A 14,674-nucleotide genomic window follows, 5' to 3' on the forward strand; every position below is an offset into this window, starting at 1 on the left:
GGTGATCATGAAGCGTAGAGAACTCCATGATCGGGCGAACCGTGCCTGCCCTGCTACTACCAATTAGCTCGGCACCTACTGGCGGACGCCCTAAGGGGGTTCACGACGAGTCCGCGCATTGGTCCTGGACTTGGTCTGCCCGGTGGTGCTCATACGGACGGCACCTCCTCCCCTGCGGCCGGATTTCCGGCCCGGGGAGGGGGTGCGACGACATTGTGCCGGTGCCAGGCGAAGTACTCCTCGCTCTCGGCGTTGTGGGCGGTGCAAAGCCTGCCCTCGAGGGCCTGCGCGGCGGCGAGGAGGTCGTGGGTCGTCTTCGCCTTCGGCGAGATTTCCACCCGGCCTTCGGGTGTCACAAGGATCAGGCCATCCTCGAACAGCGCGTCGCAACCGAGCACACACGCGGCCAGCACGTTGGCGCGGTCGCGGCGCTGGGTCAGGTTGGATTGCGCACGCTTCCGGATGTGCTGGGCCCGCAGGAACCTGGTGGGCAGGGTCCGTCCGCACAGGTCGCAGCTCGCGGTGTGCGCCGGGAACAGCATGTGCCGGAGATTAGCCCGCTCGTGGCGGGCGAAGGTCAGCGTGGGACGGTCCAGGTGGGGACCCAGACCGAGCGAGCGCTCGGCGGGGTCCGCCGGGTCCAGGCCGCCGGATGCGGCCTCCTCCAGGGCTTCCTCCGGCTTCGAGGGGCTTCCGACGTGGTCGAGGAACCAGTCCATGACGGTGGCCCCTGGGGCCGGCACCGGCACCGGTGCGCCCTGCTTGTTGGCTGACAGCCGCAGGGCCTCCATCACCCTGGACCCGAGCTGTTCGCCCGCGACGTGCTCGATGACGCCCAGGATCTCCAGCGGGACGCGTACCGGGTAGACGTCGTCGGGCCAGACCTCACTCGTCGCGTCCAGTTCGACGGGGCCTGTCACCCGGGCGATCGCCACCTGGCGCAACACCGCGTCCGACCAGCCACCAACCCCGACACGGGCGTTCGGCCCACGGTGGCCGAGGAGGATGTAGTCGCCGGGCTTCAGTGCCGCCAGTACTTGGGGCGTGTCGGCTTTTCTCGCGGTGTCGGGCTTCCAGCCCCACACCGAACGGTGCAGGCCGATGTCGAGGTTCCGCTTCAATGGCGCGGGAACGTACACGGCGACGACGGACACGTCGTGATCCTCCACGGCTCGACTCTCCGCCGGGCGGCGGTGAGTTCGGTGGTTCGGTTGGACGGCGACGCGGGTCCCGCCGAGCGGGAGATGGCGCCACCGTGGTCTGGTCTACCAGATGCCGGGCCAGCTCGGCAGCAGATTCCGTTCGAAAACCTGGTGTTCGGCGTCCCGGCCGGCCAGCCAGCCGCTGCGGCGACTGATGCGGGACATGTCCGTACCAGAGTCGCTTCGGTCGCTGAGCGATCCAAGCGACCGAAGCGACCCACTGCGGGAACTCCTCTCACTAGGTATGCCGACAGGCCACCGTCTTCGGTGGTGGCGCCGCCACTCCTCCAGTCCGCCCCGGAGCTACTGAAGCGACCCAAGCGACCCAAGCGACCGAGACCAGGACTTGCCGGCAGACCCGACACGCGCGACACGCCGAGGTCCAGTGCCCGAGAGACTCAGTCGCTTTCAGTCGCTGAGCTTCAGTCGCTGGCTAAAACCGCAGGTCAGTGGCCCTACACTCATCCCATCAGCGACTCAAGCGACTCAAGGTTGGGTATATGAAGACATTCCCGTGTGCGTGTGCGCGTTATAGACCCGGGCTTCAGTCGCTTCAGTCGCTGTTTGCTGGGTTTTTTGGCTCTGACCTGCAAAGACGCCGTTGGACCGAAGACAGCGACCGAAGCGACTCGGTCGCTGCCGCAGGGCTCGGTCGCTGAGATTGCCCGCAAACCCGGCCAGTTCAGGACCGTATGTCCTCGCTCGGCTAGTCTGTGTGAGCTATCTTCTGGACTTCGGTCGCTTCAGTCGCTGCTTCGGCGCTCGCCAGTGCTCTGACCTGGCTTTTTGCCCTCAGCGACTGAACGAGCGACTCAACATCGGGCAGCTACCGAGCGACTGAAGAAGCTGAAGCAGCTACCGAACCAAGGGGAAGGGACCAGCGTGACGGCGCCGAAGGCCGTGGGGAGCGACCGAGCGGAGCGTCAGCCGGACGCGCTGACCGTCGCGCGCTGGTGTGCGGCCCAGGGCTGGCCCGTCCATCCGCTGGCCCCCGGGCGCAAGACCCCGCCCGCGAACTGCCAGGCCTGCCAGGACTCACCGCACTCCCCCGCCGAGTGCACCTGTCCCCGCGTCGGTCGCTGGTGCCACGGCTTCCACGCCGCCACCGTCGACCAGGACGTCCTGTCGGCCTGGTGGCACGTCAACCCCGGCTTCGGCGCAGGCGTCGCCTGCGGCCCCGCAGGCCTGGTCGTCATCGACGTCGACAGCCACCCGAGCGCCGTCCCCTCCCGGGACCGGATCCTGCCCGGCATTCCGATCCACGAGCACGTCAACCTCGAAGGCCTGGAGAACGGCTACCACACCCTCGCCCTGCTCGCGGCCCTGCGCAAGGCCCCCGACCCGGCCGAGGACACCGGCACCCTGCGGGTGAGGACCCCGTCCGGGGGCCTGCACATCTGGTACCGCGACCACGCCCACCACCGGTTCACCTGTTCCGCCGGCTCCTCCACCGGACGGGCCCTCGCCTGGCAGGTCGACATCCGGGCCCACGGCGGCTACATCGTCGTCCCAGGCACCACTACCGCCAACGGCACCTACACGCCCCTGCCCGGCGCCACGATCCCCGCCCCGCTCCCCCAGTGGCTCGCCGGGGAACTCATCCGCACCGGGCACCTCAAGGACCGCCCCGGCCAGCAGCCCAGCACCCTCCAGCCGGCCGTCCCCGACCGCGCCCGCCAGGCCGTCGTTGCGGCGGGCGGAGGAAAGCGGGGCGCCGAACGGGTCCTCGACACGGTCCTGCAGGACGTCACCGACTGTGCCACCACCCCTGAGGGCGCAGGCTTCACGGGCAAGCTCAACCGTGCCGCCTACACCGTCGGGGGCCTCGTCTCCGCCGGACACCTCACGCACGCCGCCGCCGAGCAAATGCTCACCGACGCCGCCCGCACGGCCCGTCCCTCCCAGGACCGGCACAACTCCGCCGTCATCCGCTCCGGTCTCACCGCCGGCGCCCGGCAGCCCCTGCACATCGGGAAGGCCCGCGGATGAGCGACAGCCCCCGCAAGAGGACGGTCTTCGACCCCGTGGCCGCCGCCCAGCAGATCCTGGAGTACCCGCCGGTCCCCGGACCCTCACAGGCCCCCTGGCACGGCACCGCCGTCCAGGAGAGCCTCCTCGATACCCCCGCCCCCGTCGCGGCCCCGCAGGCCCCCCTCCAGGCCCTCCCGATGGCCCAGGTCCCCCAGCCCGCCCAGGCCCAGCCCGCCCAGGCCCAGGCGGGCCCGCAGGCGAGCCCCGACGGCCTGCTGCCCGATTCCCTGTCGGACCGCGGCAACGCCAAGCTCTTCGTCCACCTGTACGGACGCGACTACCGCCACGTCCCCGGCATCGGCTGGTACCGCTGGGCCACCCACCGCTGGCAGCTCGACGAGGACGACACCGTCCTGTGGGCCGCCGGCGAGATGGCCGAGAGCATCGCCATCCACGACCCCCGCGGCCTCTACACCAACACCGACCTGCGCCGGCACCGCCGCCGTGCCCTGTCAACCTCGGGCATGAACGCCATGCTCGCCCAGGCCAAGTCCGCCCCCGGCATGGTCCTCAACGCCGCCCTCCTGGACGCCGACGCCTACGCCCTGTGCACCCCCGGCGGCGTCGTCGACCTGCGCACCGGCGCCATCGTCCCGCCGGACCCCAAGGTCCACCACCACTCCCGCTCCACCACCCTGGCTCCCGCCCGGATGCCCACACCGCGCTGGGACCGCTTCCTCACCGACACCTTCGGCGACGACCGGGAAGGCCGCCAGACCCGCGACTTCCTCCACCTGCTGCTCGGCTACTCGATCAGCGGCGACGTCGGCGCCCAGGTCATGCCCTTCCTCTACGGACAGGGCAAGAACGGTAAGTCCGTCCTGCTGGACGTCATGATCCAGCTGCTCGGCGACTACGCCGACGCGGCCCCGCCCGGCTTCCTGATGGCCAAGACCTTCGACGGCCACCCCACCGACCTCGCCGAACTCCACGGGCGCCGCATCATCGTCTGCTCCGAGCTCAAGCCCGGCGACCGCTTCGACGAGGCCCGGGTCAAGCTGCTCACCGGCGGCGACAAGATCAAGGCCCGTCGGATGCGCCAGGACTTCTTCTCCTTCGAGCCCACCCACAAGCTCTGGCTGCTCGGCAACCACCGCCCCGAGGTCGGCACCGGCGGCTTCGCCTTCTGGCGGCGCATGCGCCTGATCCCGTTCGAACGGGTCGTCCCCGAGGAACGCAAGATCGACAACCTGGCCCACGTCCTCGTCGCCGAGGAGGGCCCGGGTATCCTCGCCTGGCTCATCGACGGTGCCCGTCGTTACTTCGCCGGTGAGAAGGATCTGGCCGGCCCCCAGGCCGTCCAGACCGCCACCACCGCGTACGCCGAGACGGAGGACCACGTCGGCCGCTTCCTCAAGGAGGCCTGCATCACCGGCGAGGGCATGCGCGCCGAGCAGTCCCAGCTCTTCGGCGCCTACACCCGTTGGTGCGGCTTCGAAGGAGCCAATCCCGTATCCGGCCGCGCGTTCGCTGCACGAGTTCGCGAGACACTGGGTATGACCTCTCCCAAGGAGATGGTCCTGTCCAACAGCCGCAAGTACTACCCGGGCATCGGCCTGATCACCGACGACACAGAGGAGCAGAACGCGTGAGCGCGCTGATCGACCCGGCCGAGCTCGCCCACGAAACCGACCTCGTCTGGCTTGAGGACACCACCGAGCTCGACTACGTCCGCCAGTCGCTGGACCGCCTCACCACTCGGCGCGGCCGCCCGGCCTACCACCGCGACGGACGCATGGTCGGCTACGCGATCCTCGGCCCCGACGCCAAGTCCTCCCGAGCCTCCGGCACCTTCCGCCGCCGCGTCTTCTGGCTCCTCCCCCACGACCGCGACCAGGACCCGGAAGGCCTCTACACCACCGGAGCCCCCTCCGAGGCCGTGGACCCGCGCACCGTCGCCCCGGGCGTCAAGGGCTACAAGACCGAGCGCTCCGAGGGCGGCCCGGCCTCGCCGGCGATGCTCGAGCTGGGGATAACGCTGCCGAAGGCCTGACGGCTCCAGGACGAAAACGGTGGTGGGGGGGGGGGGCCCCGGGGGGGGGCCCCCCCCCCCCCCCCCCGCGGCGGGGGGGGCCCCCCCCCCCCCCCCCCCCCCCCCCCCACCACCGCGTTCCTGCCGGGTTGCCACCGGCGCGGCTACTTCCGGAGACCCGCCCGCAGGTCGTGATGAGGATGCGCGGATATTTCCCCACCCCGCGCTGAGTGGGGGGACGGACCTGCTGGTTTTGGTTCCCCAGCGGCCGCCTGGCTCTCCAGGCACTCAACTCGGGAAGCTGCAATGAGACCCCAAGTAGCTCTGCGTAGTGTTCCGACTCCGTGGCATCCGGCCACGGAGCCTCCGCAAAACCCGTTGGCGGACCACGGCGACCACTGCTACATTCCCGGAGGCCGTGCGAGAGAACGAGGAGGTGGTACCCGTGAACGCAGTATCGACATGGGTGCTCCCCTCCGGGGTCACGGTCGGACGATAGGTCGTCCGGGAGCGCCGTTCTGTGCACTCCCGAAAGGCACGACCATGCGATTCACTTCTGAACAGCGTCTCGACGGCGGTGTTCTCGAGCGCGAATTCACTCTTGGCGAGATCCCCGGCATCCTGTGGACGCCTGAATCCGCATCCGCGGCCGCACCGGTGCCGCTGATCCTGCTCGGCCACCCACCGCTCGGACTGCGCAAGATGTACCCCCGGCTGGCGGGGCGGGCCCGGCGGGCTGCGGCGGATGGCCTCGCCGCGGCCACCATCGAGCTCCCCGGGAGCGGTGACCGGCCCCGTTGGGCCGCCGCCGAGCAGGCCCGCGCCGACCTGCGCCGGGCCATGGAGGCCGGCAAGCCGGTCGGCGATGAGATCATCGACGCCCTCATCCTCCCGCTCGTCGAAAAGTCGGTCCCGGAATGGCAGGCGGCCTTGAACGCCCTCCTGTTGTTGCCCGAGATCGGCGGCCCGGTCGGGTACTCGGGGGGAGTGATCTCCATCGGCATCCGGTTGGCGGTGGTCGAGCCGCGCATCGTGGCCGCCGGCTTCTTCGCCGGGAGTCTCGTGCCTCGCGCCATGGTCGAGGAGGCCCGCCGGATCACCATTCCGCTGCACGTCCTGCTGCAGTGGGACGACGAAGGGAACGACCGGCAGGCGGCCCTGGACCTGTTCGATGCCTTCGGCACGAAGGAGAAGACGCTGCACGCCAATATGGGCGGGCACACCGGCGTCCCGCAGTTCGCAGGGGAGGACGCGGCCGGGTTCTTCGCGCGGCATTTGCGCTAGCCGCGGGTCGGCCCCGCCGCCAGGCCAGTAGACGGTAGGCGGTGCCGGCCAGCACGCCGCCATCGAGGACATGCCCCGGCCCTCCTCGATGGCGGTGGCCGGCAGCTGCACAACCGCCCCGATCGCGGCGGTCCGGCCATCGGGGGTACCGGCCGGTAGGGCCGGCGCCCGGCCATCAACGCCTCCTTCAGCTGGGCTCTCGCTGTGAGGCACTCGGCCCGGACCTTGCGGATCGCCGGGCAGGCGACCGACTCGACCACCATCGCCACGGCGATACTTCAGCGACACCTCAACCAACTGGGGAGCGGACAACACACCGAACTGGTCGGATTTAGGCCTGGGAGGTCTCGCGGATGTTCTTCCCGAGGTTCCAGCGCTCGGTGGCCGGATGTCGGAGACACAGGTGTCCGTTGATCTGCATCGGGGTGTAGGTGTCGACGACTGCCTTGCAGCCCTCAGGGAATTCGATGCCGACCTCGGCTTCCAATCCGGCCCATGCACCGGGGCTGGCGTCATGCAAGGGATCCTCGAGGACCGGGATGCAGGGGGACAGCAACGGCTCCTGGTGCTCACTGACCTCGTCCCGGGCCATCCGGAGGACGCGGACTCCGTTCTCGTGGGCGAGGTCCTCGTCATCGCGCACATGCAGCAGGCCGTACGAACCCGGCGCCCGGCGGCCGACCTCGCGGAAGAAGTCGAGGACCTCCGCATCGCGGTGATTCCGCCAGCCCCTGAAGTGGAGGAACGGCGCGCCGTTCCTCCAGCGCAGATCGAGGAGACAAGCGAACATGCACTTGGGCGACCCCCCCGCGCGGCAGCAGCGCGGCCGGAATCCCCGTGCCTTAGCACGGGGAGGAAGTCAACCACCCGTGGTACTCGAACATGGGGTGGCAGCCTCGTGCGGGACCCGGTCGGTCCGCCGCCGGTTTCCACGCACGCTACGGAGCAGTGGCCGGCAGCCCGCCGCGGTCGAGCAACTCGTGGAGCCGTGCGACGGGCAGCGACGGATTGGCCGCAGCAGCCTCGGCCAGCTCCGGGTCCTCCAAAAGGGACGAGACCAGCGCAAGGGGGAGCAGCGGATTGGCGGCCGCGGCCCGGCGGACACCGGGCTCGGGGTCGGCCAGCAGTCGGACGGGCGGCTCGGCGAGGCTGCTGTCGGCGGCGGCCAGGGCGCGGACATCCGCGTCGGCGTGGTCGAGGAGGTGCCCCAGCCCGGTGCGCGGAAGCCGGGTCAGCGTCAGCAGGTACGGACGATGGCGCGGCACGGAGACGAAGGCGTCGAGGACGATCGCCGACGGCGCCAACGGATGGTTGAGAGCCAGCAGGTGCCGTACCTGCGGATCGAGGTCGGACGCCAAGCCCCGCACCAACTCCCCCGATAGCCACGCGCACGTCGCGGCGACCCGGCGCAACAGGGGCTCTTCGGATACCGCGCACGCCTCGTACCAGCTCGTCTCCGGCTCCAGGAACATCTCGCCGACCGGACCGACGCATTCGGACGTGTGCCCGACGACCCGGTCGAGGGCGGCGCGCTGCGGCCAGGTCCGCGGGAGCGGCTGCAGCCGGGCCCGGGTTCGTACGGTCTCGTCCGTGTCCTCGGCGAGAACCGCCAGCAGCGCCGGATCCAGATCGGCCCTGGCGGCCACCCGCTCGCGTACCTTCGGATCGGGGTCGCGCGCCAGCCGGGCGACGACGTTGCCGGGCGTGTGGCGGTTGGCGGCGAGCGCCCACAGGCCGCGCCCCTGAGCGAGGCACCGCTCGGCCACCGCCTGGGAGACGGCGTAGTTGACGAGCAGCAGGGCCCGGTAGTGGCAGTCGCGCTCCGGCAGGTCCGCTTCCATCGCTGCCGGATCCAGGTTCCGGCTGCTCTTACGGGCCGCCTCCGACACCGCGGGAGCCGGGTCGGCCAGGAGTGTCTCGTGCTGCGCGGGGGTGAGCCATAGCCAAAGACTGGTGGCCTGGGCCCGCAGCTCCGGATTCGGGTGCTGGACCATCGCGCGGCGGAACGACTGCGGGATCTGCCCGGAAGACGCCAGCTCCTGCTTGATCTCGTCGGCGGTGAGCCGCTGTTCCGGCCAGTCGTCGTCCCGCGCGGTCAGCAGCGCTTCCAGGACGTCGTCGGGGAGGGGCTCGGCCACCCCCAGGCGCGGGCGCGGTCCCGCGGCCAGGTCCGCGCGGACGAGCGAATCCGGGTCGTCGGCCAACCGTCCGCGCTGAGCGGGTGCGGCGTGCCGGTTGCGGGCGAAGGCACGGCGAACCGGCCGCTCCGGGTGGGCGAGCACCGCCTCGACGACCTCTGGGGGAAGCGCCCTCTCCCCACAGAGAACCGTCCAGGCGGCGCGCGCCTGCGGGGCCAGAAGACGCAGCAGGACCTCGGACGGAGCGGCCGGGTTGGCGGCGACGCCGCGCAACCACAGCTCGGGGAGGGACGAGGACGACATCGGAACATCGTCGCAGTGATCGAGACGCGGCGTCGGCCGGGGTCATGGTCCCCCGGATTTTCCGCGGAAAATTCCGGAGCCCACCGGCAGCCGGATTCGGCATGCCGGGCGCCCGCCAAAATCCAGTGGTCCCGCGGACTCGGCCGAGGTTCGATGTCCCTGCCGACAAGGACGGCAGTCACGCGAGCTCCTTCAGACCACCGACCACCCCGACTCACGCCGGAGACCGACCCTGATGACGGACCAGCCTCATGACGCGACGACGACAAAGCGGCATGTCTACCTCGACCCGGACGGGTGCGGCGGAGGCTGGATGTTCGTCATCGTGGCAGCGCCCACAGGGGTCGTCTACCAGAGCCAGTGCGGCGGCTACTCCTACGCGCAGTACGAGCAGGAGGGCTACCTCGTCCCGCTCTACGGAACGGACCTGGACGAGGACATGAAGGCGATCTTTGTCGGTGAGCTGAAGGGGCACGGCTACCGGGGCCGGGAATGGCCGGCCGGGGTGCTCGACCGGCTGCGGGCAGCCGTCGACTCCTTGGGTATGTACCGCTCCGGTCGCCACGACGACCTCTACCCGACGTCCCTGATCCTCGATGAGTCCCGGCTCTCGGAGGCGGCCGAGGCCTGGATCCCGGTCGTCACCCCCGACGGCCCCGGCGTACTGGTCTGGGAGAACTCCGACTAGAGCCGGTCTGGCCGTGGTCGGGCGCCCCGGTGGGGCGAGGCGGGGTTGTGTGCGGAAGCCGGCGGCGGGGGCTACTCGGGCGGGATCAGTGTGTAGTTGGGCACCGGCCTCTCGCGCTGCGCGTCGTCCCAGGTCCAGATCTTCCTGGTCTCGGGCCGGGGACAGTTCCCGAGATGGATCCCACGCAGGCACGCACCGCACCGGAGCGCGGCCATGACGTTCACGGAGGACGACCTCGGCCGGGTGAAGTCCAGGTGGAGGTCAGCCCGGCCGCACTCCGGGCAGACCCGGCCCGCCAGCGTGGAGCCGTCGATCCACGCCTCCTGGTAGATGTCGAGCCACTCCGGGAAACCCATCGGACCACCTTTCGAGACCGTCGCCGTGCGACCCGTCGCAAGAAGGTCGCCGGTGCCGGAAGACATCCGGCTGTTCTGCGGGCGGGAGTGGCCTGTCAGCCCATCCGTCTCGCCCAGTCCGTCAGAACCGCGAAGTCGTCCGCCGTCAGTCCGGTCTTCGGATCGACGCGATGAAGGAGCGCCGGCCCCTGGTGGTGGGCCTGGACCCAGGCGCGGTCCGCGTCGGTGATCCGGTCGTCGACCCAGGCGAACGGACGGCCCCGCGCCCAGGCGACGATCTCCGACGTCTTCCAGAACACGCCGTCGTCGGGCTGGGGACGCGGGTCGGGCCAAACGATGACCGGCAAGGCGGGCAGCCCGAGGAGGGGTGCGAGGAAGGTGTTGGCCTCCTCCTCCCACGTCGTCGCCCACACCAGGTCGGACGGCAAGGCGGCGAGCGCCGGCCCGTGAGTCGGGTTGAGCCAGACCCGCAGCGGCTTCGCCGGCTTGTGCGGAAGGCCCCACGCATTGAGTCGGCGGCGTTCGGCCGCCTCCCACCGCGGTGTCATCAGCCGGTGCGTCTCATAGCCCTCGGGACGCCGGTACGGCTTCGTTGTGGATGGATTCAACGGTCGTCCACGTCCACCAGTAGCGCCGGCCGCATCAGGTCACCCCCAGAGATCGTCCCCGTACGGTACCGGTCGGTCGGCCACAGGCCCAGTGGGTTTCCCTGCGGTGCCTTCGCCGTCAGGGCAGCGGCGTGCCCCGTGCCACGCTCGGCGGCGGACTCGGCCCGGAGCGCCTCCTAGCGCCCTCTCCCCTGCCGACTGCCGAGACTGTTGCGAGGATTCGGTCGGACGGTTTTCCGCGGAAAATTTCCACGGCTTCGGACGCTCGGCATTGACGGTGTCCAGGCCGTCGAACCGGAGGGCCGGGAACGCGTCCGGTATATCCCGGGCCTGACCGTGGGGTGGTGCCCGCAGTCCGGGCCATCGCACGGTTCCCGGTTCGACCGGTCGGTCATGCCGATAGCGTCGGGGCCATGCCGGAACACTCGTACGAGAACATCACGATCGAGCGACCCGACCTCGGCGCGACGGTCCGGAGACATCCGAGGATGTTCTTCGGGGCCGACCCGGGGGACCGGAGCTTGCGGCGCACATCCTGTCCGCCATCGGAAGGATCTGCTCCATCCGCCATCGTCCGTCGCCCCGGCCCATGCGTTGCAGGCCCGACTGGAGGTCACCGGTGACAGGGGGACCACTGTCACCGTGAACCAGCCCCACGCATGGGAGCCCCCGGGTCTGCCCGCGCCCAGGGGATGGGCCACTGCCTTGCTGGGACACGAGTGGTGGTCCCTGTGCGCGGCGGCGGCGTTGTCTGCCGAGGTGACCGTCGAGCGGTGGTGCGGGGGACAAGGATCCAGGCAGCGCCCGGCAGGACTTCGACCACTTGCCGACGTCGAGGAGTTCCGGCCGTCGGACGCCGGTAGCGGTCTGCGCGTGAGCCTCATCCTCGACCCGGCGTACGTCGGGACCGACTTCGTCTTCCCCACAGACCTCGCAGAGCTGAACCTGCACGACCCGGACTGCTCCGTGTCTCCGGGGACGGGGCATGTCCTGATTCGGGATCATCGGAGCGGGCTGGTGGCAGGGGACGTGTTGCACCGCTGACCCTGGCAGACCGCATACGCTGGACTCCGTCGACGGGCTCCGTCGACGGGCCCCGGATTTTCCGCAGAAAATTCCGTGGTTCCCTGATCCGCAGACGGCTCAGCGCCACGGGCCCTTCACAGCGTGCCGTCTCGCCGTCGGACGCCCGCCTTCGAAGGCTGCTTCCGGCGGGTCAGGATTTTCCGCGGAAAATCGAAGCCGGGGAAGCCGAGGCCTGCCGGGGCGATAGACCTGCCACCCCGACGCAGGCAGGCTGCGGATAGCCCGAGCCCTGTCCGCTCGCCCCCACCGACAACGCCACAGGACAGCCACCGGCCGTAGGGGCCGTCTCCGGCCTCCGAAATTTTCTGCGGAAAATCCTCCGAGTGGATCGCGATCACTTCCGGCGAACCCGGGCCGGTACCGAGAGATACGCCAGATGCTCCGGCTTCCCTTCGATGTCCACGCACGTGTCGTCGAGGTAACGGGCGCACTCCGCGTGCGCCTCGATGGTGAGGAAGCCGCTCGGGTCGTAGAAGTCAACGAAGACGGTGCCGGAGACGCCGCCGGGGCCGGTGCTCGGGGGCGTCAGCTTCAGCTGGATGCTGTCGGGCCGCTCGCGGGAGCTGGCCGCCCATCCCTGCCCGGTCAGGTCTCGGCGGGCTCACTCCATCGCCTCTGCGGCCTGGGGGTGCGTGAGCCCGGTGAGAGTGAAGCCCGCGCTGATCGCCGTCGTGCGGGGCTCATACGGAGCGGTGCCTCCTCCAGATTGTCGAGGACGTGGGCGAGCCCCCGTCCATGGCAGTCGGTCGTAAATGCCGGCCTTGACCCCGAGGCCGTCCCTTAGATCGAGCACCAGCCCGTCCAGCACGCCGAGTGCGTCGTAGACGGCCATGGTCTGCTCGCTCAGGTGCTCGGCGGTGGCGGCCGGATCGGCCACCGGGAACGGATCCCCTTCCCAGGCTCCGGTGACCTTCACCCCGCCGAGCACCACCGCACCCGCCACCGCAACTGCGTGCGCTGCCCTGCGTCCCCGACCACGTCGCCGAAAGCCATTCCCCATGGTTCGTATCGTGGACGGCGCGGCCCGGCCGCTTCATGAGTGCCCGTACTCAACTCCGGGTCCCGTACCCACTCCCCCGGCGGTGCCGTGGCCCCCGATGAGTCGGTTGCTTCCTCTCTGCCGACGACGGCCACAGGAACGCGTACGCCGGCTGCTCGTGAGCGCTGTCCGGTTCCACGAGCGGGTGGGATGTCAGTGGCATCGGGGATGCTCTATGGCTGCTGTCATTCAAACCAGGGGGCCTCCAGATGCCGATCCATATCGCCAGCCGTCGCCGCACGATGGCGTCACTGACCGCCGCGTTCCCCGGTGCCGAGATCATCGACGTGACCTCCAAGGCACCGGAGCCGTGGGTGCGGTTGAGCCCGTTCTACCCGCACGGCGGTATCCCGGTCCCCTACAGCGACGGAGTGACCAGCCAGTCCGTGGAAGGGATCTGGCAAGCCCTCAAGGTCTTCCAGGACTCCGACGTCGACCCCGCGAAGCTCGGGGTCACCACGATGAAAGGGCTGAAGCGGACGGTCCGTCGGTACGGCCCCGTCCAAGGCCACCGAACCGGTCTGGACGGCGACCGGCTGCTGCCCTACGAAACGGCTCGACGCCGGATCTACCTGCCGGCTTACCGCTGGATGCTCGAGCACCGAGTCGCCGACCTGGTCGAGCAGCTCAGGAACAAGGACGACGTCGTGCTCCTGGACTACACCACCAACGGCGACGTCACCGACCCCGCCAGCCCGCTCTCCCACGCCGCGCTCATCCAGCTGCACATCGAAGGGCGCTGGCCCGGTGAAGGCGACAGTGGGGCTTCCAACGGCACCAGAGGTCGAATGCCATGAGCGATCCCGCGCCGGGCACGTAGGTTGTGTGATGGCGTTGGACGGCCACAACCATGCCAGGGCGGGCCGAGCGACGCGCTCAAGAGTCGGCCTTCGTGCCCCGTCAGAACTGGCCGAGACCCGCCGATTTTCTGCGGAAAATTCTGTGGCCCCAGCAGTTGTTGTGGCGCCGGCTCTCCGGGGCATCGCTTTGTCCTCGGTTCCGGTGCTCGAAGGCAGCTCTTCGACGGAACCGGATTTTCCGCGGAAAATCGACGACTCCGATCCCTGGACCGGATCCGCTGCCCGGGCGCCTTGAGGTCGCGGTCACGGGCGCCGGACCTGCGCCGGTAGGGAGCGGGAGGGCAGGTGCTCCGGCTTCCCTTCGAAGTCCACAGGGGTGTCGCTGAGGTAGCGGGCACACTCCGAGAACGCGCTGACTTCGAGGAAGCCGCTCCCGTCGTGTTATGCGACGAGGACGGTGCCGGAGACCGAGCCGGGGCCGACGTTCGGCGGCTTGAGCTTCAGCCGGAGGCCGTCGAACTCCTCATAGGAGACGACCTCCCAGCCCTGCCCGGTCAAAGTCTGGCGCGCTCGCAGTGCCGACTCCACCGCTTGCGGGTGTGTGAGTCCGGTGACCATGAAGCCCGCGCCGATCGCGGCGGTTCCGGGCACGGACGGAGGGCTGTCAGACAGGTTGTCGAGGAAGCCTCCGAGCCCGCGCCTGTGGCAGCGGTACACGTCGGCCTTGACTCCGAGGCTGCGCTGCAGGTTCAGCACCGGTGCCTCCAGCAGGCTGAGGGCGTCGTAGGCGGCCAGTGCCCGGGCGTTGAGGTGTTCGGCGGCAGCGGCCGGATCGGCCACCGGGAACGGCTCCCTCTCGAAGGCCCCGCCGAGCGCCACCGCGCCGAGTACCACCGTGTCCGATAGGACCAGGCCGGTGAGCAGGATGGCCGCCTTGCGGCGGCGACTGAGGCGCTGAGAACCGTCTTCCATGGCCCTGACGTGCCCGGGCCGGATGGCTGCCGCATGAGTAGTCGTCCGGCCGTCACGTGGGTACGCGTACTCAACTCGTCCTTCCGCGCCTGTCGGCGCGGTTGTCAGACATCCCATGCCGTAGCGGTGTCAAGCTGTGGCTGGGAGGGTTGCGTGGTGTGACCAGGCGGTGGCCTCGTCGTAGAGGGTGCGGGT

General features: G+C 70.0%; 12 protein-coding genes and 1 pseudogene. 6 read left to right on the forward strand and 7 right to left on the reverse strand.

Translation table 11 applies throughout. The features are described from left to right. Positions 1-149 precede the first annotated feature (149 nt). The gene (locus ACH4E7_RS43800; RefSeq protein WP_396254808.1) at positions 150-1,169 is read right to left on the reverse strand and encodes a hypothetical protein; all 1,020 of its coding nucleotides are present in this window, start codon (positions 1,167-1,169) and stop codon (positions 150-152) included. 915 nt (positions 1,170-2,084) lie between these two features. Here ACH4E7_RS43800 and ACH4E7_RS43805 point away from each other — a divergent pair. The 4 genes from ACH4E7_RS43805 to ACH4E7_RS43820 all read left to right on the forward strand — a co-directional run bounded on the left by ACH4E7_RS43805 (position 2,085) and on the right by ACH4E7_RS43820 (position 6,489). Continuing rightward, complete coding sequence (locus ACH4E7_RS43805) at positions 2,085-3,191, forward strand: bifunctional DNA primase/polymerase (RefSeq protein ID WP_396254809.1); 1,107 nt, start codon at positions 2,085-2,087, stop codon at positions 3,189-3,191. Then, positions 3,188-4,825 carry a phage/plasmid primase, P4 family gene (locus ACH4E7_RS43810; RefSeq protein WP_396254810.1) on the forward strand — a complete coding sequence of 546 codons (1,638 nt, stop codon included), beginning with the start codon at positions 3,188-3,190 and terminating at the stop codon, positions 4,823-4,825. Before ACH4E7_RS43805 ends, ACH4E7_RS43810 begins: the two co-directional genes overlap by 4 nt. Further along, positions 4,822-5,226, forward strand: coding sequence for a DUF6009 family protein (locus ACH4E7_RS43815; RefSeq protein ID WP_396254811.1), 405 nt, complete (start codon positions 4,822-4,824; stop codon positions 5,224-5,226). Before ACH4E7_RS43810 ends, ACH4E7_RS43815 begins: the two co-directional genes overlap by 4 nt. 522 nt (positions 5,227-5,748) lie before the next feature. Further along, a complete protein-coding gene (locus ACH4E7_RS43820) occupies positions 5,749-6,489 on the forward strand; it encodes an alpha/beta hydrolase (protein ID WP_396254819.1) in 741 nt (246 codons plus the stop codon). A 331-nt stretch (positions 6,490-6,820) separates the two neighbouring features. Here ACH4E7_RS43820 and ACH4E7_RS43825 read toward each other — a convergent pair whose 3' ends face one another. Continuing rightward, the gene (locus ACH4E7_RS43825; RefSeq protein WP_396254812.1) at positions 6,821-7,279 is read right to left on the reverse strand and encodes an Imm7 family immunity protein; all 459 of its coding nucleotides are present in this window, start codon (positions 7,277-7,279) and stop codon (positions 6,821-6,823) included. A gap of 148 nt (positions 7,280-7,427) precedes the next feature. Beyond that, a complete protein-coding gene (locus ACH4E7_RS43830; protein WP_396254813.1) occupies positions 7,428-8,930 on the reverse strand; it encodes a hypothetical protein in 1,503 nt (500 codons plus the stop codon). 325 nt (positions 8,931-9,255) lie between these two features. Here ACH4E7_RS43830 and ACH4E7_RS43835 point away from each other — a divergent pair, with 325 nt between their 5' ends. Beyond that, positions 9,256-9,618, forward strand: coding sequence for a DUF6210 family protein (locus ACH4E7_RS43835; protein WP_396254814.1), 363 nt, complete (start codon positions 9,256-9,258; stop codon positions 9,616-9,618). 71 nt (positions 9,619-9,689) lie between these two features. On the opposite strand, the gene ACH4E7_RS43840 is transcribed toward ACH4E7_RS43835, so the two are convergent. The 3 genes and pseudogenes from ACH4E7_RS43840 to ACH4E7_RS43850 all read right to left on the reverse strand — a co-directional run bounded on the left by ACH4E7_RS43840 (position 9,690) and on the right by ACH4E7_RS43850 (position 12,611). Then, on the reverse strand, positions 9,690-9,974 hold the full coding sequence (locus ACH4E7_RS43840) for a hypothetical protein (protein ID WP_396254815.1): 285 nt from the start codon (positions 9,972-9,974) through the stop codon (positions 9,690-9,692). 95 nt (positions 9,975-10,069) lie between these two features. Beyond that, a pseudogene (locus tag ACH4E7_RS43845) lies at positions 10,070-10,617 on the reverse strand (hypothetical protein). A gap of 1,652 nt (positions 10,618-12,269) precedes the next feature. Then, a complete protein-coding gene (locus ACH4E7_RS43850) occupies positions 12,270-12,611 on the reverse strand; it encodes a hypothetical protein (RefSeq protein ID WP_396254816.1) in 342 nt (113 codons plus the stop codon). Positions 12,612-12,916: 305 nt separating this feature from the next. On the opposite strand from ACH4E7_RS43850, the gene ACH4E7_RS43855 reads away from it, so the two are divergent. After that, complete coding sequence (locus ACH4E7_RS43855) at positions 12,917-13,504, forward strand: DUF6939 family protein (protein ID WP_396254817.1); 588 nt, start codon at positions 12,917-12,919, stop codon at positions 13,502-13,504. A 444-nt stretch (positions 13,505-13,948) separates the two neighbouring features. On the opposite strand, the gene ACH4E7_RS43860 is transcribed toward ACH4E7_RS43855, so the two are convergent. Then, positions 13,949-14,479: a hypothetical protein gene (locus ACH4E7_RS43860; protein WP_396254818.1), complete on the reverse strand. Its 531-nt coding sequence runs from the start codon at positions 14,477-14,479 to the stop codon at positions 13,949-13,951. Positions 14,480-14,674: the final 195 nt, after the last annotated feature.

Source organism: Kitasatospora sp. NPDC018058 (genome assembly GCF_044327205.1).
GTDB lineage: Bacteria > Actinomycetota > Actinomycetes > Streptomycetales > Streptomycetaceae > Kitasatospora.